The sequence below is a fragment of the Streptomyces sp. NPDC001056 genome (assembly GCF_053598955.1).
In genome coordinates this window covers 1-19,313 of record NZ_JBSFLI010000065.1, presented here as the reverse complement: position 1 = coordinate 19,313, position 19,313 = coordinate 1, and the positions used below count along the sequence as shown (strand labels likewise).

Sequence of the window (19,313 nt, the reverse complement as noted above, 5' to 3'; positions counted from 1 at the left end):
ACATCCAGTACCGCAGCGACCTCATAGACGGCTGCCTCGCCGAGACCGGCCTGACCATCCGGCCCACCTGAGCAACGGCACGACATCACGAGTTCTGCCTCAGTAACCGGGATCGGGTTCGTCGTGGATGGTCAATGCTCCGGCGAGGTCGAGGTCGGCGTTGGTGCCGTGTGCCCCGGCGCGGGCAAGCAGCACTGCGCCGAGCGCGGTGCTCCAGAACGTCCTGGCTTCCACGTTGAGCGGTCGACGGGTCCTCCAGCCGCGACTGTCGATGAGCTGGCTCGCGAAGCGCTCGGATTGCCGGAACAGCAACTGGAGGTGCCGGTCGACCACGGGGGCGAGGTCGGGCTTGGAGATCCCGGCGGCGAGCGCTCGCGTGACTGACGGCAGCGAGGGCATGGCCAGTACGGCGCGGGCGATGTTGCGTCGGAATGTCGCGGCATCAGGGGCTTGGCGACCGATGCGCTCAATCCGTCGGGCGTCGTGCAGCAAGCCGAGAAAGGCCGCGTGCACGAGGAGCGAGTCCTTGGAGCCGAAGTAGTAGGTGACCTGATTGGGGAAGGCGCCTGCCGCGTTCGCGATGTCCGCGACGCTCACCTCAGCGCCGGGCCGTTCCTTGCAGAGCCGTGCGGTTGCCTCGATCAGCCGGCGCCTCGTCGCGCGACCGCGGTCACGCGACCGAGCCGACGTTGATCGAGCTTCGGTTCGCTTCTTCTTCACACCAGAATTGTATGTGATACAACAATGACATTCATTTGTATCGCATACAAGAAAGTTGAGAGGCATGCACCGGACTGAAGTCGTCGTGACCGGACTCGGCGCGATCACACCACTCGGGGCAGACGTGGCGTCCACCTGGGGCGCCCTGCTTGCTGGCGAGTCCGGCATCCGCGACGGCGTCCTGGGAGGCCAAGAGGACACTGGCCTTCCCGCCACTGTCGCGGGGACGATGGCGATCGACCCCGCCGAGTCGCTGCCGCCGGTGCAGGCCAGGCGGCTCGACCGCTCGCAGCAGGCGGCCTTGGCCGCGGCGGCCGAAGCCTGGGCCGATGCCGGTGCCCCAGAGGTGGACCCGGACCGGCTCGCATCGGCGATCGGCACGGGCATCGGGGGCGTACGGACGCTGCTGAAGGAAGACGACGTGCTGGAGGCGGCTGGGAGGCGGCGCGTCTCGCCACGCACGGTCCCGATGCTCATGCCCAATGCGGCGGCGGCGCTGATCAGCATCGAATACGGGGCGCGGGCCGGGGTCTACACGCCCGTCTCGGCATGCTCCTCCGGTGCCGAGGCGATCGCCCTGGGAGCCAGGCTCATCCGTGCGGGCGAGGCTGACGTGGTCATCGCGGGCGGGACCGAGGCCGCGATCACCCCGATCACCGTCGCCGGCTTCGCCCAGGCACAAGCACTGTCGCGGCACACCGCTGAACCCGCCTCGGCGTCCCGGCCGTTCGCTGCGGACCGCAGCGGATTCGTCCTCAGTGAAGGCGCCGCTGTCGTGGTGCTCGAAAGCGCCGAGCACGCCAGCGCCCGAGGCGCGCGCATCCACGCGGTACTCGCTGGCGCCGGCATCGCCGCCGACGCTCACCACATCACGGCGCCCGCTGCCGACGGCTCCGGTCAGATCTCGGCCATGCGGAAGGCCCTCGCGCAAGCCGGCTTGGCTTCCGAGCAGATCAGCCACATCAACGCCCACGCCACCGGAACTCCGGTCGGCGACGTCGCCGAGGCGCACGCGATCAGGGAGGTCTTCGGCCGCGCCACCGTGACAGCCCCCAAGGCGGCGCTCGGTCATCTCTTCGGCGCCGCCGGCGCGATCGAAGCACTCATCGCCGTCCTCAGCGTGGAGCACGGCGTCATCCCGCCGACTCGCAACCTCACCGCGGCCGGCGTCGGGCCCGACATCGATCTCGATGTGGTCGCAGAGCGACGAGACGTCCCCCAGGAGGCCGTGCTCAGCAACTCCTTCGGCTTCGGTGGGCAGAATGTCTCACTCATCGTCACCCGTGCACGGCACCACGCGTCCCCTACGGCCTCGACGACACCATGACGCACGCGAACGCACCGTTGTCCGTGGAGAGCCGCCGCTGATTGACCGAGCGTTGCAAGACTCGTCCGATTATGCGTGTCGCCGCAGAGATAGAGGATGTCCCGAGCAGCGGCGTCGAAGTGGGTGAACCGGAACCGGCGATGGCGGACTTGGGCTGATCGAAGCCCGCGCCGCACGGCGGTCGGCCCCCCGTCATCACCGACGACATGCTCCACACCGTGCTGCGGCGCCGCGCGGGCGGCCAGTCCGTCGAGCAGATCCAGCCCGACCCGATCATCCCCATGGGGCAAGCGCAGGGGACAGAACCCTCGGTGGCCCAGCATCTACCGGGCGCTGGCCCAGCACGCCAAGCGCAAGGCGTACCCCGAAGCCGTCGAACAGGCCCGTGCCGACTTCGCCGTACTCAGGTCGGCGATGTGCCTCGACCCCGCTTCGCCCTCTCTGACCAACCGTCACCCTGATTACAGTGAGCTACTTGCCACTTCGCCGTAGCTTCGGGAGGGCAGGGCCGAGATCTTCGCGGGTTCGCGGAAACTGAAGGCGGTCCAGCGGGGACTCACGGGTCTGCTGAAGCCATTCACGAGAATGCACCAGGGAGTTGATCATGAACCTGCGGCCCTGTGGCCAGGCAAAGAGTCGGTCTCATGCGTAGTCGTAGACGGTGGCGGCGATGTCGCGGGCACCCAAGGTTTTGCTGATGATCGGCTCGATGCGTTCCCACTTGCCGCCGGCGAGGCTGCAGCCGATGCGGGGCATGTGAACAGAGGCCTTGTTGACAAGGGCGTGCTCAGCGACGGCCTGTAGGCAGCGTTCAACGGCGTCGTATCGGATGGGTGGACCGCTGCTTCCCACCTTCATCCCGCGCTGCGCGACCATGTTTGCGACCCAGATGTCGGATCGGACGCGGACCATCTGTACTGCTCCGAGGGCGAAGTCGTTACCTGCGCGCTCGCGGTGCCAGCGACGGTACTCGTGCTCCGGTTCGGGCCAGTGACGCGAGATCGCCAGAACGAATCCCTTGCCCCATCCGCCGAGGTCATTGCAGATATGGGCGATGATCTTCGGGCCCTTCGCCTGGGGGTTGGTCGCGTCGCCCGCGACGATCTTCAACGGTTTCACGGAAGTCATGGTCGCCTGGTCCACGACTAGAGGCCAACGCTTTTCCTCTCGTGCTGCCCTCATCGTGCGCCGCGTTCCTGGTGTCCGATGGGCCGCTCCAGGATCGACTGGGTCGAGTGCGCGTAACGGATGGCTGTCTTCTCGTCGTTATCGAAGACGAGCGCCAGGTGGAGCGGGTCGGCGCCGTGGGTAAGGGCCTCTTCAAGCTGGCGGTTAACAGGAGCCGTTCGAGGGCTGCGGCGGTGGTCGAGCCAGTCCAGGACCGCTCGGCGGGTGAGGTCGTCGGGCGGGCGGACATGGCCGCCGACGGTGATGCGCCGGTTGCCCAGGTCGACATCTTCCAACTGCGTCGTCCGGATCATCTTCGGCCGTGCCGCGTGGACAGCGGCCAGGGCGACTATGAGCCGGACGTCTGGCGTAGTGGCGTCGGCGATGGCCTCATGGTCGTCGTCGAACTGGCCCCAGACGTCCTCGATGAACCACCGCAGCGACCGGTCGGCACCGTTGATCAGCGGCACCATCCGCTCACGCGGGCCCGAGCCACGGGCGCCCTTGCCGTGACACACATGAAGCTTGCCAAAGCGGCCCAGGTCCCACTTGGTGTCGGCCAGGTCGAGTCTGCATGCCTCGCTCACCCTGAGTCCGACCTGCGACATCAGCTTTGATGCGGTGTATTCCTGAAGTTCTGTCACCGGATCGAAGAACATCCCAGGGAGACAGAACACCCTGGTCACGAGGACAAGGACCCAGCAGGGCTCAAGGGAACTCGCGGGATGTCGCACAGAAGCCTGCCGCTGACCGACCTCTGACCGACACCCTCGGCCGCCTCGAACCCGGCGGACGGCGTCCGGCACGGATCTGACTGCATGACCAGGTGAGGCCCCTTCAACGCTCCCGAGGGGCTTCATCGATATCCAGAACCACCGGTACACGCCCCGGTCACCGGCCGGGGTCGTAGCTGAGGAACTGGCCCGAGTGATCGTCAGCGTCCGGCGCAGAACGGCCTGCCGAGTGGCGAGTGGCTGACGCGGGTCAACTATGGATCGTTCACTCGTGCCGACGTGCCAGTGAATCAGCCCTTCCACCCGCAGGTGACGCGTGCCGCGAACTGCTGCGACGAGCTGTTCCGGTACGCAGAACAGGCCGAGCAGAGCGAGCATGCCGGACACACCGTTCGCCTCCGTTGCATAAAGTAAGCAACTGGGACTGACGAGATGAGCGCGACGCTGGCCGGCCTGACTCCGACCGTCGTTCCGGTCGACGGCGCCGATCCCGAACTGGTCGCGATCGGCGAACGATGCTGGGCGTTCGCCGGCTTCCACCCTGAACTGAACACGCCTGTGTGGTGTGAGAAGACCGCGGACATCGACGCACTCGGCTGGGGTGGCCCCCTCTACGTCGTTGCTGCGGGAGGCGTGCGAGCTGTCGCCGACCACTCCTGTCCCACATGCCACCAGCAACTCAGCTTGACCTCTCGCACCGCGTGGGCCGATCTGGTCAAGGGCGAGACGCCCGTGTGCGTGGCGTGAACGGAATCGTCGGTGGCCGCCGTCGCTTTCACATCCGTCCCCGGGCTCCGCTGATGTCACGGTTCGAGATCGACGACCCCTTTGCCGCTCAGGATGTCCAGTGGCACGGAGACCTGGTCATGCGTGATCAGCCAATCGCCGTCGATCTTCCGGAAGCAGAAGGTAGCCCGGACCCACATGCCGCCCGCTGCCGTTCCGTCGGCCCGCGTGCCGCTGAGGCGGCCGAAGGCGTGCGTGAACGCCGTGTCTTCGCCCACGGTGGGCGTCAGATCGCGCATTTCATAGCTCACCTCTTGGAAGAACGTGAACACGTTCGCCCAGTTCTTGAGTTTCGCGTCGATCCCCACGTGCTGGAGTGGCGGATCGATGTCGAAGGAGACGACATCCGTGGCGTAGAACCGCCTCAGGCCCTCAAGGTCCTTTGCCTGGATCGCGTCGATGATGCCCTCGACGTGGCGGCGGATCGCGGCTTCGTCCGTCTCGCGCTGTGTGGGCAGGGCTGTCCGTCCTCCCGTGCTCTGGGCGACGACGTGGTCCAGCAGTGTGTCCAGGTCACCGATGTGGTGGGCGCCCGGCCTGAGTGTCGCGTGCTCCTCGAAGTCGTTGTGCAGGGACAGTTGGACCTGCGGGGTCACGACAGCCATCTGGAGGAGCTCACACAGTGTCCGCAGCTGCCGGGCCGCGCCGGTGCCGCCCCGAGTTCCGTAGGAGACGAATCCGACGGCCTTGTGGGTCCATTCTGCGTGCAGGTAGTCGATGGCGTTCTTGAGGACGCCGGGGATCGAGGCGTTGTACTCCGGGGTGATCATGACGAATCCGCCGAAGCGGGCGATGGTATCCGCCCATGCCCGGGTGTGCTCGTGCTGGTACCTCCCGGCGAGCGCGGGCAGCGGCTCGTCCAGGTGCGGCAGCGGGTGGTCCAGCAGGTCGACCACCTCGAATTCGGCGTCGCTGCGCCGGGTCGCCCGTTCGTGGACCCACCGGGCGACCTGGTCGGCCCTGCGGCCGGGGCGGGTGCTGCCGACGAGTATGCCGATCCTGGTCATCGCTGTCTCCTGAGGTGTCCTGCCCGGGTACTGCGGGGCGATGGTGTCTGTGCGCGGTACGACGACACGGCCCCGCGAAACGTCAGGGAAACTCGCGAACCTGACAATAGGACGTGCTGTCTCGTCGGACCAACGAGGGACGACCAGAGATCGAGGAGCCACCGGAACGATGACCAGTCAAGCAGAGTCAGAGCGCGACGAATCCGACGCAGGCTTGGGCGCGCTCATCAGTGAGCGGCGGCGGCTGATCGGTCTCGCCTATCGGCTCCTCGGTTCCCTGGCCGAGGCAGAGGACGCGGTCCAGGAGACCTACACCCGCTGGTATGCCATGTCCCGACATGAGCAGGACGCCATCGACTCCCCCGGTGCGTGGCTGACGACGGTCGCCACACGTGTGTGCCTGGACCTCCTCGGCTCGGCGCGAGTGCGGCGCGAGCGCTACGTGGGCGAATGGATCCCGGAGCCGCTGCCCGAGCGGACCGGCTGGATCAGTGGGCGCCCAGGGACCGCGGCGGCCGACCCCGTGGACCGGATAACGCTCGACGAGTCGGTGAGCATGGCCTTTCTCGTCATCCTCGAGTCCATGAGCCCCGCCCAGCGCGTCGCGCTCATCCTGCACGACGTCTTCGCATACTCGTTCGCCGAGATCGCCGAGATCACCGGCCGCACCCCGGCGGCCTGCCGCGAACTGGCCTCCTCCGCCCGGCGCCGCGTACGGACCTCCCGGCCCCCTGAGGCCCCGGCGACCCACCAGGCGCGACTCGTCAGGGAGTTCAAGAAGGCGTGGGAGGCACAGAACATCGATGCCCTCGTCGGCCTCCTCGCCCCCGGAGCCACCTTCACAGCCGACGGCGGCGGCATGGTTCCCGCGGCGCTTCACCCAATCGAGGGCGAGGGAATCGCGCGGTACCTCACCGACCTCGCTGCTCGGGCGTCCGGCGGTCTGATGGTCCTCGAGCGCACGGTCAACGGCCGACCCGGGCTGGTGATCGAGCACGAGGGCGTCACCGTGGCGGTGTACGCGTTCGACGTCGCGGACGACCGAATCACGCGTATCTGGGCGGTACGCAACCCGGACAAACTCCGCCCTTGGACGGCGGGTTGACCGCAGGGCCTGTGCAAAGTTCCGGCTGGTGCGGAAGTCGCTGCTCACAGTGCGTCGACGATGTGCACAGAGCCGTCCCGCCGCATCACGGCCCCGGTTGAGGCCGACCGCTACCACTTCGGTACCGCTGACGCGGCCGCAGCCGGCTCTCGGGCGGTGGACGCGTGGCAGGACAAGCCGGACGGCCTGACAGACCCCCCTCTTGTTCGTCATCTGCGTGTAGCCACTTGCGAGTACGCGGCACGTCGATGGCAGGGCAACCGGCTTGACCTGTTGGTCAGGTCTCGCCGGTTTCTCCTCATGACCTGGACCTATCCGATCGTCGGCCACATGGCGCCGACTGCCTCCGCGAGAAGGCTCGCGCCATCACCTTCTGGGGTTTGAATGAACAGATGGAAGACGTTGTCCGCGTTGCCATGCGGGCGGCGAAGCAAATGGGTCGTGCTGATCGGCTGGATCATTGTCATCGCCGGCCTGATGCCGCTCGGGCAGAAGCTGAGCGGCGCGCAGAGCAACGAGATGTCCTCGTGGCTGCCGGGAAGCGCCGAGTCGACAAAAGTGGTCGAACTGCAAAAGCACTTCCGCCCTGACGCCATCTCGAACGCCAACGAGGTCTACTATCGCGCGAGCGGCCTGACGGAGGAGGACCGCCAAGCGATCGCGGACGACCTGCGGGCATTCGCCGTACCCGGTGCCATCAAAGGCGTGACAGGCGATATCGGCGCGCCGCAGTGGGGCGCCGACGGGACGACGATGCAGGTCGAGATCCCGATCGCCATCAAGGACGGCGGCTGGAAGGACCTCGCCGACGCCGTCAAGCAGATCAAGAAGATCGCCGAGAAGGACCGTCCCAGCGGCCTGCACACGTACAGCGCGGGACCCGCCGGTATAGCGGCGGATCAATCCGAGGCGTTCCAGAGCATCGATGGCTCACTGCTGTTCATCACCGTCGGCGTCGTCATCGTCATCCTGCTTCTGACTTACCGTTCACCGACGCTGTGGTTTGTGCCGCTGCTCTCGGCGATCTTCGCGTTGTTCGCCGCGTGGGCGGTCGTGTACCTGTCCACGAAGGCGGGTGTCACGGTCAACGGCCAGAGCTTCGCCGTACTGAACATCATGATCTTCGGTGCGGGCACCGACTACGCGCTGCTGCTGATCGCGCGCTACCGCGAGGAACTGCGCCACTACGAGGACCGGCACGAGGCCATGGCGCACGCACTGCACCGCGCCGGCCCGGCCATCGTGGCCAGCGCCGCCACCGTCGCCCTGAGCATGCTCGTGCTGCTCGTCGCCGAGATGAACTCGACACAAGGCATGGGCCCGGTGTGCGCCCTGGGTATCGCCGTCGGCCTGCTCGTCATGATCACGCTGCTGCCCGCGCTGCTGGTCATCTGCGGCCGCTGGGTGTTCTGGCCGAAGGTACCGCATGTCGGCTCCGAGCAGGCGCACGCAAACGGCGTCTGGACGCGGGTCGGCCGCGTCATCGACAAGCGCTCGCGCCCGGTGTGGATCGTCACCGCGGTCGTCCTCGGCGCGCTCGCGCTCGGCATCACCGGCCTCAAGGCCGACGGCGTCGAGCTCGCGGACTCCTTCACCAAGAAACCCGACTCCGTCAAGGGCATGGAGATCGCAGCCAGGTCGTTCCCGCGAGGCGAGGGCGATCCACTGGTCGTGATCACCAAAGCGGACTCGGCCGACACCGTGGCGGCCAAGGTGCAAGGCACACAGGGCATCGCCCCGAGGGGTGTGGTGAAGCTCGGCACCGAGAACGGTCGCACCGAGATCTGGGCGACGCTCAGCGACGGCCCCGACACGTCCGCCGCGCGCGACACCGTCGATCGGGTCCGCGACGCGGTGCACCCGATCCCTGACGCCGAAGCCAAGGTCGGTGGCGGTCCCGCGATGGCGCTGGACGCCGCGAAAGCGTCGCGGCACGACGACAAGGTCGTCATCCCGCTGATCCTGCTCGCCGTGCTGTTTGTTCTGTGCCTCTTGCTCCGCGCGATCATGGCACCGGTGATCCTGATCCTGACCGTGGTGTTGTCGTTCGCGACTGCGTTGGGTATCAGCTCGCTGGTGTTCAACCGCGTATTCGACTTCGCGGGTATGGACACCGGCATGCCGCTCCTGATCTTCGTGTTCCTGGTCGCCCTGGGGATCGACTACAACATCTTCCTGATGCACCGGGTCCGCGAAGAGGCGCAGCACCGCGGGACGCGCCAAGGCGCGGTCGTCGGTCTCGCGGCCACCGGCGGCGTCATCACGTCGGCCGGGCTCGTCCTGGCGGCGACGTTCGCGGTGTTCACCACGATGCCGCTCGTCAGCTTCGTGGAGATGGGTTTCGCGGTCGCGCTGGGCGTCCTGCTCGACACGTTCATCGTTCGCTCGGTCCTGGTGACCGCGCTGACACACGACATCGGGCAGAAGATCTGGTGGCCGAGCCGGCTGGCCAAACAGCCCGATGTGGGCGTTCGGCCCGCGGAGGGCTCGGGCCGGGATCGGGACGAGGTACTCGCACGCTGACCCCGGCGCGGCCCGACTGCCGACCGGCCGACCAACGTCAGGTCGAGGCGTGCGGTAGACCAGGAGCTGAGTCCTGGTCTACCGCGCTCCCTCGCGTGCCATCCGGTGTGCAGGACGATGGGGGAGCCGACGGGGGGCCTTGACTCTTGGTTCTGGACACACGAGACACCGGATCCTGGGGATCTGAGGACGGACATCTCGTGGTCATGAAGAACTATCCGCCGCAGTTCATGGCGGACGCGGTCGCGTTGCACCAGTCGCGGCCCGGGGCGACGATCCGCCAGATGATCTCGGTTCCGCGATGTTCGGTGAGCCAGGCGGCGAACGTCTCGGATGTGCGGTCGGGCAGCACGTCCACGACCCGGCCAGCCTCGACGTCGACCGGCACGGTGCTGTAGGTGCAGCCCTTGCGGAAGGCAGACTCGTCGACATCCAGTGCCCTCGGGGCATGGTCCGGCACGGCCGGCGCTGTCAGTGGCCTGAGCAGCCGGGTCCGGCCCGCGGTCAGCCGCGGTCGGCGGTACAGCCGTGCGGCGGGACGGCCGCCGAGGTTGATCGTGATCGACTGCAGCCAGTCCGCAAGCCCGGTACTGGACGGCGGTAGCGCGTGGACAGATCCGGCATCTGCTCGGTGAACGTCGTACGGGAACAGCTCTTCCGGTCGCGGATGTACCGGCGCACCCGCAGCCGGACGATGACCCGGCGTGAGCCCGACGGCCGCTTACCCAGGGTGTGTTGATGGTGCTGTGCACGCGACGGGCCTGCTTGCGACAGTTCGGGCACCGGGCCTGGACGGGCCGTCGGCACCGCCTCCACCACCAGGATGCCGGAGGAGTCGCACACCCCCTCCACCCGCACATCGATCCCGGGAGACAGCACATTCTCAACCGCCTTGCTCGCCACGGCAGGAAGTGCGCTGCCGAAACGAACCCGGGTTCCCACTGCTGACCTGGGGGTTCACGGATCCGCGGCCAGAGCCTTGAAAATCGCCACCTCGTGCTCGGGGGTGAGACAGACCTGCTGAGTTGATCTCCCCATCGCAGCCAGCCGCCTTCGGGGCGGATCAGACTGTCCAGGGGGCGTGGCAAATCCGCATAGCTACGCCGGAGGCGCCCTTGACCGGCCAGGTGTGCTGCCTGGTGGTGTTCAGCTGGCCGCCAGGGCTGCGCCCAGCGGTGTGTGCTCGTAGCGGACGGTCCGGCCGGTGCGGGTGCGGGTGACCAGACCGGCATCGCGCAGCACCGCCAGATGGCTGCCGACGGTGCCCAGGCTCAGGCCGAGCTGGGCGACCAGCTGCGTCGTCGTTGCCGGCACGTCCAGCGCGCGCAGCACGTCCGCGCGGTGCGGGCCGAGCAGCCGGCTCAGGGCTTCGCTGCCTGGTGTACGCGCCACGGGGCCGAGCAGGTCCGCGATGCCCCGGGCGGGGTAGACCAGGGCGTAGGGCCATGGCGGTTCGACGTAGCTGATCAGAGTGCCGAAGACTGTCGGCATCAGCAGCAGGCCCTTGCCGGCCAGCTGGTACCGGTCCCATGCGGTTCGCGAGCCGGTGTGCACCTCGATGGTTCCGGTCTGCCCCTGGGAGTGCCATCTCACCCGCGGGTCGAGATCGGACAGCGCTGCTGCCCAGCCGTACATCGCCAGGTGCCCGGCGCGGCGGACCAGGTCACGTTCCAGCACCGTGCGCAGTCGCGGCCAGTCCGGCTCGACCAGTGCCTGCCGGCTCGCTTCGAGCGCGTCGGCGAGTCGGGTGACCACATCCGGCGAGTCGAGGATGCGCTGCACGTGGCGGCGTTGGTAATCCCGCCAGGTTGCGGGCCAGTTCCAGGCGTGCGCGGTGCAATGGAGTCGCTCGTACGGCGGCCAGCTCAGCGGCGAAGTCACGACCGGAGCCCGACGGCGGCGGATGGATGAAGTCGGCGTTGTAGGCGCCGCGGCGGAACAGCGCCGTCAACGCCCCGACTGCAGGCACCTGCCGGTGCAGCTGCTTGTACCGGGGCGCGATGCGCTCGGCCCACGGCCGGAGCGGGCCGGGGGTCTGCACGTTCCGCGGCTGCTGCCCCGGCTGCCGAGCCGACCGGCTGCTGCCAGGCCGGGGCGCGACCGGCACGCCGATCTGCCGCGACTGCGCGGGCATCGCCCGTGACTTCTTCTGCGACCGCTGCGGCTTCGAAGGGCTGCTCCTCGGCGGACGCCTCTGCGAACGGTGCACCCTCACCGACACCCTCGGCCGACTCCTCGACGACGGCACAGGCCACGTTGCCGCTTCGCTGCAACCGCTGGTCACCTCCCTGAAGGAGATGGACCGGCCCAAGAGCCGCCTGATCTGGCTCCGCAACCCCAATGTCGTCCGTCTCCTCCGCGGTGGCCGCCGGCAGCATCCCGCTCACCCACGACGGGCTGCACCAGGAAACACCCTGGCGAACCGTCGTCCACCTGCGTGACCTGCTGATGGACAGCGGTGTCCTGCCACGCGTCGACCGGCAGCTTCTGCTCTATCAGCGCTGGCTGGCCGAGCGGCTCGCCACCGTCGAGGACCCCGAACCCCGGCGACTTCTTCAGCACTTCGCCACCTGGCACCAGATGTGGCGCCTGCGGAGCAAGGCGGAGAAGGGACCGCTGGGACGCTCCCAGACTAACCAGACGAAACAGGAGATCACCCAGGCCGGCGCCTTCCTCGCTCGGCTCGCCGACCGAGGCCGCACCATCGAACACTGCCAGCAGGCCCTCGACGCCTGGCACACCGAGAAGCTGGCCACCCGCCGCCCGGCCCAGACGTTCCTGCGCTGGTGCATGAGGACAGGCCGGATGCCCCGCCTCGTCCTGCCACCCCAAGTCGTCAGCCAGGACGAAGCACCCCTGCATCAGCACCACCGACTCGTCGTTCTCCGGCGAGTCCTCCACGACGACTCCCTGCCCCTACGGGCCCGGATCGCCGCCACACTCGTTCTCCTCTACGCGCACCCCGTCACCCGCATCGTCCTCCTCGCTGCCAACGACGTCATCGAGGGGCATGCCCGATTTCCGCAGCGTCGCCGCGCGCATCGACTCCGAGCAGCGAAACGAGGATGCGAAGGGGCAGTCCTGAGCACTACAACGAGGGGATGACCGTCTTCCTGTGTTCCAAATGCGGCACCGCGATCACGCCGGAGCTGGCCGAGCTTGCCGCCATCCCTGACGTCTCAGACGACGAGCGCGACCGGGACAAGGAGACGCGCCGGGCGCCTTCCACCGTTCCGCGGGGCCGCTACGCGATCGATCCCGAGCCCTGGGGACCTCCCTACGTCGTGCAGGACGATCAGGAGGACCCGAAGCCAGCTCAGTCGCGTGGACCCGTGGTCTGCCGTGAAGAAGGCTTCGTCATCTCGGCCGGCAGCCGATACACAGTGCTGGTGCACCCTGATGACGCCGTCGGCCTTCAGCCACTGCCCAACTGGGAGAACAGCAATGGGTGCTGCGGACCGACAGGCGACGAGGGACTCAACCGGGCCTGCCCCTGCGGCGCTCCGGTCGCGACCCTCGCCGCCGACTGTTTCGGGCCCTTCGAACTGCACCTCGACCCCGTCCGGAGCTACGCGTTCTCCCAGTAAGACCGCGAAGCGCGCGCGGACGACGTGCATGACACTCCCGACGGAACCCGTCCACCCTACTTCTTCACGACTACTTTCCGTGGTGAACGACGGCCCGCAGGCGGACCTGCCGCCGAGCTGGACTAGTTCGGACAAGACCAGCTCGCCGCCCTCGGCCTGGTGCTCGATGCCGTGGTGCTGTGGAACACGCGCTACCTGGACGCGACTGTCGCCCAGCTCCGCGTCGAGGGCCACGACATCAAGGACGAGGACGTCGCCCGGCTCTCCCCGCTCAAGGACCGGCATATCAACTTCCTGGGCCGCTACCTGTTCGACATCAAATCCAGCGGCCCCGGGCAAGGCCTGCGCCCGCTGTGCGACTCGGACACCGCCGAGGACGCCGACGACGAGTAGCCGTGAGGCCGGCCTGCGGGTCAGCGAATGGCCAGGCGGCCACAGGCTCTTTCTTGAGCGCACGATCCAGATAGGTTACGGTGGGGTCATGGCAAGGACCCGGGAGTTCGACACGGAGGCGGCGGTGAGCCGTGCGATGGAGCTGTTCTGGACGCGCGGCTACGAGGCCACCTCGGTGCGCGACCTGACCGGGCACCTGGGGATCGGGCAGGGGTCCTTGTATGCCGCGTTCGGCGACAAGGACGGCCTGTACCGGGCGGCGCTGGAGCACTACCGCACCACCCTCGCGGCGGCCGCCCTGCGCAGTCTGGAGGAGGGGGCGGACGCCCGGTCGGCGATCCGCACGATGCTGGTCGAGCGGGTCCGGATCGCCGTGGAGGACAACGGCCGGGGCTGCCTGGTGGTCAATGCCGCCTGCGAGCGCCTGCCGGAGGATGCGGCGACCCGGCGCACCGTGCGCGACATGCAGGACGCCAGCCGGGACGCGCTCGCCGAAGTGCTGCGGGTCGCGGCGGAGCGGGGCGAGATCGCGAAGCGGCACGACCCGTACACCCTCGCCGCTTTCCTCGTCGCCTTCCTCAACGGACTGCTGGTCTCCGCGAAGATCACACCGGACGTCCGCGCCCTCGAACCCCTTGTGGAGGTCGCGCTGGCCGCCCTCGACTGACTTTTTCATGCCCGGAATCTGTATCAGACGATCCAGAAAGAGCGCCGGTGCCCGCTCGGACACGGGATCCGGCGACCCCGCCCCGCTTCAACCGAAGACCTCGGAGGACCCATGCCCCCCGCACCCATCCCGAGTACGCCCGCTCTCGGCGGAAGCCGCTGGAACACCTTCCCCGCGGCCGGCACCACCCTGACCGCCCGCGAGTTCTTCACCGCCACCGAGCCGCTGCTACAGGGCATCATCGACGACAACGCCCTCACCAGCGCCGACAGCGAGGTGCTGGAGGGCCAGATCCGCGCGGCACTCGCCCTCGGCACCCGGGAGACCTCCCTCCCGCTGTCCCTCGGCCCGGACAGTGCCTCGGCAGCGCGCGAACTGGGCGCGCAGGCCGAGACGATCGGCCAGGAGCTTGCCTCCTGGTCGACCGAGGCGCTGGAGAGGCTGCTCACCGATCCGGTACCGCTCCCCGCCGGCCCGCTGGTCGTCCGCAGCCACTGCTACGGCCACCTGCTCACCCCTCCCGCAGCCGATCTGCTCCGCGGACGTCGCGGGGGACCGGTCACGATGCAGCTCTACAACGAGTGGCTCCACCAGATGGTCCTGCTGCGCGACGCCCTGCTGCCCTTCACCAACTGGCAGGACGTCCCGCTCCTGATCACCCCGACCGGACTACGGCACACCGAACCGGCCCGCGACGCGTTCCTCACCGAACTCCTGGTCCGCCAGATCCGGCACACCAGCATCGTGGCCTTCGCCCGCAACGTCGTCACCGGCGCCTCCGGCCCGGCCGGCTACGGCTTCGAGGCCGGCGGCGGCACCGCCCTGCCCGCCGTCCTCGACCAGCCACCCCTGACCGCACCCCGGCACCTGCTGACCTGGCGCCCCGACCCGGCCGTCGGTGAAGCCGCCACGTATGTCCCCGAAGTACAGGACTACTACGCCGCACCCCGCACCCTCGTCGAGGACCTGCCGCCCGCCACCACATCCGGCCCGCTCTCCGCCCGTACCGTCACCGCGCCGGTCGCCGACGGGACCCGCACCGCCCGCATCGAGGTCACCCACGACGGCACCACCGCCCACGTCGACCTCGGCCAAGCCCTGCGCGGCCACCGCTTCACCCAGCGTGAGGACCCCGCCGCAGGCGACGCATCCGGCACCGCCGCCTGGTCGGCGCTGCGCGCGCCGGGACTGGTGTGGACGCAGAGCGGCGACGTCACCCTGGACGCCACCGGCCAGGACGACCTCGTCGTACTGGCCCTGCTCGGCCGGCTCTACCCGGAGAACGTCACCCTGCGCCCCGCCGGCCGTTCCGCTGCCCGGACAACCGCGGACGGCACCGGACCGAGCCGCCTGGTGACCCTCGTCGACCCCGTGCAAGCCCACTGACACCCGCATCGCGACGTACACCAAGAAGGCTGAAAACATGATGCTCGACCATGACGGATCGCCCGTCCGCACGGGCCGAGCCGCCGTGAACGGAACGAGTCTGCACTACCGCACAGCCGGGTCCGGCCCCGCGGTGGTGCTCCTACACGGCGTGCCCAAGACCAGCTACCACTGGCGCCACCTCGTCCCGAAGCTGACGCCCAACTACACCGTCGTCGTCCCAGACCTTCGCGGTCTCGGCGACTCCGCCCGCCCGTCGGGCGGCTACGACTCCGCGACGATGAGCGACGACATCGCCGAGCTGATGAACCACCTCGGACACGAGACATACGCCGTGGCGGGCGAGGACTGGGGAGCGGTGATCGGCTACCAACTCGCCGCCCGCCACCGCGACCACGTCACCGCTCTCGTGTTCGCCGAGGCCCTGTTCCCCGGATTCGGCTTCGAGGACCACACGGCCCTCACCCCCGAGAACATCTCCAGCGGCATGCACCTGTGGCACCTGGGCTTCTACTTCCAGCCGGACATACCCGAGATGCTGATCGCCGGACACGAGCGCGAGCTGATCACCTACATGATCAAGTACGAGCGCAGCCGGCCCGACAGCGCCACCCCCGACGCGGTCGACGAATACGTGCGCTGCTACTCCATGCCCGGCGGAATCCGCGCGATGCTCTCTATCTACCGGGCCATGCTCGTCGACGCCGAACAGAACCGGCAGACCGCACAGAAGAAACTGGACATCCCGGTCCTGGCCCTCGGCGGATCCGCGTTCATCGGCGACCGCAACGAGTCCCAGATGCGGCTCATGGCCCACGACGTCACCGGACACATCTTCGACGCCGGACACGACCTCGCAGAGGAAGTACCCGACGAGATGGCCGACGTCCTCCTGCCGTTCCTGGCCACGCACCGGTAACCGCACCCGGCCGCCGAGGTCGGCGATCTGAAGCGGCCCGGCACGGCGAGGGCCTCGTGCCCGAAACGAACGACCCGGTTCCGCACAGCCACGAGGCCCCCTCGCCCCCCACCAGCGCCCGGCAGGCGCTCTCCAAGCACTCCTCAGCGAAACACCACAGGCCAACTCGTCACCGTCTTCGCTCTCGCGTACGGGCTGCAATCGCGACGACGTCCACCGCCACTCTCCCCAACTCTCGGCGCCAGGCCCGGCCACCCCGCCACGCCGGTCACCGAGCGGACGGTCCCGGTCGAGGGTGATCGACGCGTTCGCGCCGCTGGTCGACTCGATGCTGCGGGCGGAGATCCTTATGAAGGCCCCGGTGATCCACGAGCGGCTGGTCAGCGAGTATGGGTTCACCGGCAACTATCAGCGGACCAAGCTCTACGTCCAGCAAGCCCGGCCCCCGCATTGCCGAGGAGCTCGGCATCACCCCGAAGGAGCTGGCGGGCATGCACCGTCGGTTCGAGGTGATCCCGGGCGCCCAGGCCCAGGTGGACTGGGTGATGAGGGCAAAATCCTCGCCCACATGGGCATCGCGAAGGTCTACTCCTTCCACATGACACTGTCGTACTCCCGCGACCCTTTCTGCTGCTTCACCACGAGCCAGGACCTGCAGACCTTCTTCGACTGCCATCGGCGGGCGTTCGCGCACTTCGGCGGTGTGCCGATGACGATCGTCTTACGACCGCACCAAAACGGTCGTCCGCCGGCACGTCGCCTCCGGCGAGGCGGTTCCCCTGCATCCGGAGGCGGTCGTCTTCGCTGGCCACTACGACTTCGACATCGACGTCCTGGCCGCCTATCGCCCCACCGGCAAAGGTCGGGTGGAGCGACAGGTCCTCATCGTCCGTGACCACGTCCTGTCCGGACGGGCCTTCTCCTCCATCGAGGTGATTGACGCCGTCTTCGCCTCCTGGGTGCCGCAGCGGTGAGCCCAGATCCACAAGACGCACCGGGAGGTCATCGGCGAGCGGGCGGCCCGCGACCATGAGGCCCTCAGGCCGCTGCCGCCGACTCCCTCTCTGGTGGCCGAGCGGCATCTGCGGCCGGTGGGCAAGGACTGTCTGGTCGCGTTCGGCGGCAACCTCTACTCGGTGCCCGCCCGTCGCGTCCGCCCACGCCAACTGGTGGAGATCAGGGCCACGAAGTCGCAGGTCATGTTGCACTCCACCGACCCAGGAGCCGACAGCGAGACGCTCTTGGCCGTGCACCCACGAGCCGTCGGCCGCGGCGTCCGCGTCGTCGAGGAGACGCACTGGGACAGACTGCCCACCGGCCAAGGCCGCCGGACCACCACCGGCGACGCCCTGCCCCCGCCCCGCCGCGAGCGGTGCGGAAAGGAATTCGGTCCGCTCAAGGCACTGCTGAACCGGGCCGAGGCCACTCGCGTTGAGTTCGGCCGCCGCCCGCTGTCGGTCTATGACGAGCTGACCGGCACCCGCCCTTTCACCACCAACTTCCCGTCGAAGGAGTCATCTTGAACGAGCTGACCGGCAACCGCATCCGCACCACGGCCGGCAAGCTCGGCCTGCCCCACCTGGCGGAGACCGTCAACGAGTACACCCGCCGGGCGGACGAGGCGAAGATGGGCTACCTCGACTTCCTCGACCTGGTCCTGTCCGAGGAACTCGCCGTCCGCGACGACCGCCGCTTCCGCCAGGGCCTGCGGGCTGTCCAAGCTGCCGCACCACAAGACGCTCGACGAGTACGACTTCTCGTTCCAGCCCGAGCTCGACCCGCGCAAGGTCAAGGACCTCACCACCCTGTCCTTCGTCGACGCCAAGGCCAACGCCGCCCTGCTCGGGCCCCCCGGGGTCGGGAAGACGCACATCGCCGTCGCCCTCGCGGTCGCGGCCTGCCGGGCCGGCTACCCGATCCACTTCACCAGCCTCGACGACATGCTCCGCAACCTCAGAGCCGCCGAGGCCGCCGGACGGCTGGTCAACAACCTCGGCACCTACCTGCGGCCGAGCGTCCTCGTGGTCGATGAGGTCGGCTACCAGCCCCTCGAACGCTCTGAAGCGAACCTGGTCTTCCAGGTGATCTCGAAGCGTAACGAGAAGGGCTCGATCATCCTGACCTCGAACAAGACCTTCAGCGAATGGGGGCAGGTGTTCGGTGATGAGGCCCTTGCCACCGCCATCCTCGACCGCCTCCTGCACCACTGCGAAGTGATCTCCATCAACGGACCCAGCTACCGGCTGAAGAACCGACTCAAGGCCATCGAGCGCGAGACCGACGTAGCCTAGAAGATCATTTCGCGGAGAGCCCGGGTCTGGTCAGTCGCCGTCGAGTCGCTGGAGGATCTGGGTGAACTCACCGGAGTCCAACAGGCCGGCGATGACATCAGTCATGTTGCTGACGCCAGGCTCACGGACGATCAGGCCATCCGAGCACCAGAAGTAGCGACCGCCCAGGGCCTCGTCGCTCCCTGCCCACGTCACCATCAGACGTGCAACTTCAGCAACGGTGAAGACAGTGGCGCTCCACCGGGATCCATCCAGAAGCCGGACTTCGAGATCAACATTGCACACCAGGTCCAGGTCGTCGTCCGGGTTGGGCAGGAAGGATGCCTCGAAGGACTCCGTGCGCACCCGGTTCCACGGCCCGTCCCAAGCACGTTCGACTGATCCGAGCGGTGTGCTGTGACTCATCGTGCGAGTGTCTCCGCTCGGTCTGAGGATCTCAATCGAGATCCCCAACCGTGCTCTGGTGCGAGGACACAGCTGGGGACGTTCATCCGTACGCAGCTGGGGACTTCAGGTCGCACGCCGACATCGTCTCCTGCACAAGCGGACCGGCGGCATGATCGACGCGCTCTCCCACCAGATCCGCGGAGCCGCAATCGACGCAGTTCTCAGTGGGCGGTTCGTGAGTATATGAGTCATTCTGGTGTCGCCTGATGGTGTGGACGGAGGCGGAACGTGCCGGTCCGATGCCGGTGGCCTGC

The 19,313-nt window shown here is 68.1% G+C and carries 18 protein-coding genes and 2 pseudogenes; 12 read left to right on the top strand and 8 right to left on the bottom strand.

Features of this window, described 5'->3' with window-relative positions; all coding sequences use genetic code 11:
* Positions 1 to 99: 99 nt before the first annotated feature.
* A complete protein-coding gene (locus ACWDD7_RS36920) occupies positions 100 to 720 on the bottom strand; it encodes a TetR/AcrR family transcriptional regulator C-terminal domain-containing protein (protein ID WP_450460620.1) in 621 nt (206 codons plus the stop codon).
* A gap of 64 nt (positions 721 to 784) precedes the next feature.
* Between ACWDD7_RS36920 and ACWDD7_RS36915 the strand changes: the two genes are divergently transcribed.
* The gene (locus tag ACWDD7_RS36915; protein WP_450460619.1) at positions 785 to 2,047 is read left to right on the top strand and encodes a beta-ketoacyl-[acyl-carrier-protein] synthase family protein; all 1,263 of its coding nucleotides are present in this window, start codon (positions 785 to 787) and stop codon (positions 2,045 to 2,047) included.
* A gap of 642 nt (positions 2,048 to 2,689) precedes the next feature.
* Here ACWDD7_RS36915 and ACWDD7_RS36910 read toward each other — a convergent pair.
* Both ACWDD7_RS36910 and ACWDD7_RS36905 read right to left on the bottom strand, forming a co-directional pair.
* Positions 2,690 to 3,166, bottom strand: a complete 477-nt coding sequence (locus ACWDD7_RS36910; RefSeq protein WP_450460621.1) for a macro domain-containing protein — start codon at positions 3,164 to 3,166, stop codon at positions 2,690 to 2,692.
* A gap of 59 nt (positions 3,167 to 3,225) precedes the next feature.
* Positions 3,226 to 3,873 (bottom strand): hypothetical protein, encoded by a 648-nt coding sequence (locus ACWDD7_RS36905; RefSeq protein WP_450460618.1) that lies wholly within the window; start codon positions 3,871 to 3,873, stop codon positions 3,226 to 3,228.
* 507 nt (positions 3,874 to 4,380) lie between these two features.
* Between ACWDD7_RS36905 and ACWDD7_RS36900 the strand changes: the two genes are divergently transcribed.
* The gene (locus tag ACWDD7_RS36900; protein WP_351875333.1) at positions 4,381 to 4,695 is read left to right on the top strand and encodes a hypothetical protein; all 315 of its coding nucleotides are present in this window, start codon (positions 4,381 to 4,383) and stop codon (positions 4,693 to 4,695) included.
* Positions 4,696 to 4,751: 56 nt separating this feature from the next.
* Here ACWDD7_RS36900 and ACWDD7_RS36895 read toward each other — a convergent pair whose 3' ends face one another.
* A complete protein-coding gene (locus ACWDD7_RS36895; RefSeq protein WP_450460617.1) occupies positions 4,752 to 5,741 on the bottom strand; it encodes an NAD(P)H-dependent oxidoreductase in 990 nt (329 codons plus the stop codon).
* Between the two features lie 169 nt (positions 5,742 to 5,910).
* On the opposite strand from ACWDD7_RS36895, the gene sigJ reads away from it, so the two are divergent.
* Together sigJ and ACWDD7_RS36885 are read left to right on the top strand one after the other, a co-directional pair.
* The gene (sigJ, locus tag ACWDD7_RS36890; RefSeq protein WP_450460616.1) at positions 5,911 to 6,846 is read left to right on the top strand and encodes an RNA polymerase sigma factor SigJ; all 936 of its coding nucleotides are present in this window, start codon (positions 5,911 to 5,913) and stop codon (positions 6,844 to 6,846) included.
* Positions 6,847 to 7,287: 441 nt separating this feature from the next.
* Positions 7,288 to 9,369, top strand: coding sequence for an MMPL family transporter (locus tag ACWDD7_RS36885; RefSeq protein ID WP_450460615.1), 2,082 nt, complete (start codon positions 7,288 to 7,290; stop codon positions 9,367 to 9,369).
* A 214-nt stretch (positions 9,370 to 9,583) separates the two neighbouring features.
* Here the strand turns inward: ACWDD7_RS36885 and ACWDD7_RS36880 are convergent, their stop codons facing one another.
* From ACWDD7_RS36880 to ACWDD7_RS36870, 3 genes are all read right to left on the bottom strand, one after another.
* The gene (locus ACWDD7_RS36880; RefSeq protein ID WP_450460614.1) at positions 9,584 to 9,829 is read right to left on the bottom strand and encodes a transposase; all 246 of its coding nucleotides are present in this window, start codon (positions 9,827 to 9,829) and stop codon (positions 9,584 to 9,586) included.
* Between the two features lie 44 nt (positions 9,830 to 9,873).
* The gene (locus tag ACWDD7_RS36875; protein ID WP_450460613.1) at positions 9,874 to 10,272 is read right to left on the bottom strand and encodes a hypothetical protein; all 399 of its coding nucleotides are present in this window, start codon (positions 10,270 to 10,272) and stop codon (positions 9,874 to 9,876) included.
* Between the two features lie 243 nt (positions 10,273 to 10,515).
* A complete protein-coding gene (locus ACWDD7_RS36870; RefSeq protein WP_450460612.1) occupies positions 10,516 to 11,151 on the bottom strand; it encodes a DUF5937 family protein in 636 nt (211 codons plus the stop codon).
* A 558-nt stretch (positions 11,152 to 11,709) separates the two neighbouring features.
* On the opposite strand from ACWDD7_RS36870, the gene ACWDD7_RS36865 reads away from it, so the two are divergent.
* From ACWDD7_RS36865 to istB, 8 genes and pseudogenes are all read left to right on the top strand, one after another.
* Positions 11,710 to 12,474 (top strand): hypothetical protein, encoded by a 765-nt coding sequence (locus ACWDD7_RS36865; RefSeq protein WP_450460611.1) that lies wholly within the window; start codon positions 11,710 to 11,712, stop codon positions 12,472 to 12,474.
* Positions 12,471 to 12,956: a hypothetical protein gene (locus ACWDD7_RS36860; RefSeq protein ID WP_450460610.1), complete on the top strand. Its 486-nt coding sequence runs from the start codon at positions 12,471 to 12,473 to the stop codon at positions 12,954 to 12,956. Before ACWDD7_RS36865 ends, ACWDD7_RS36860 begins: the two co-directional genes overlap by 4 nt.
* A gap of 132 nt (positions 12,957 to 13,088) precedes the next feature.
* A pseudogene (locus ACWDD7_RS36855) lies at positions 13,089 to 13,349 on the top strand (Tn3 family transposase); the annotation flags it as partial.
* 88 nt (positions 13,350 to 13,437) lie between these two features.
* Positions 13,438 to 14,016 (top strand): TetR/AcrR family transcriptional regulator, encoded by a 579-nt coding sequence (locus tag ACWDD7_RS36850; RefSeq protein WP_395485464.1) that lies wholly within the window; start codon positions 13,438 to 13,440, stop codon positions 14,014 to 14,016.
* Positions 14,017 to 14,127: 111 nt separating this feature from the next.
* A complete protein-coding gene (locus ACWDD7_RS36845; RefSeq protein WP_351875366.1) occupies positions 14,128 to 15,402 on the top strand; it encodes a hypothetical protein in 1,275 nt (424 codons plus the stop codon).
* A 37-nt stretch (positions 15,403 to 15,439) separates the two neighbouring features.
* Positions 15,440 to 16,321 carry an alpha/beta fold hydrolase gene (locus tag ACWDD7_RS36840; RefSeq protein ID WP_450460609.1) on the top strand — a complete coding sequence of 294 codons (882 nt, stop codon included), beginning with the start codon at positions 15,440 to 15,442 and terminating at the stop codon, positions 16,319 to 16,321.
* A 1,067-nt stretch (positions 16,322 to 17,388) separates the two neighbouring features.
* Positions 17,389 to 17,844, top strand: coding sequence for a Mu transposase domain-containing protein (locus ACWDD7_RS36835; RefSeq protein ID WP_450460608.1), 456 nt, complete (start codon positions 17,389 to 17,391; stop codon positions 17,842 to 17,844).
* A pseudogene (gene istB, locus ACWDD7_RS36830) lies at positions 17,841 to 18,612 on the top strand (IS21-like element helper ATPase IstB). Before ACWDD7_RS36835 ends, istB begins: the two are co-directional and overlap by 4 nt.
* Positions 18,613 to 18,642: 30 nt before the next feature.
* Here istB and ACWDD7_RS36825 read toward each other — a convergent pair.
* Entirely contained in the window at positions 18,643 to 19,017 is a 375-nt protein-coding gene (locus tag ACWDD7_RS36825) for a hypothetical protein (protein ID WP_450460607.1), read from the bottom strand.
* Positions 19,018 to 19,313 lie beyond the last annotated feature (296 nt).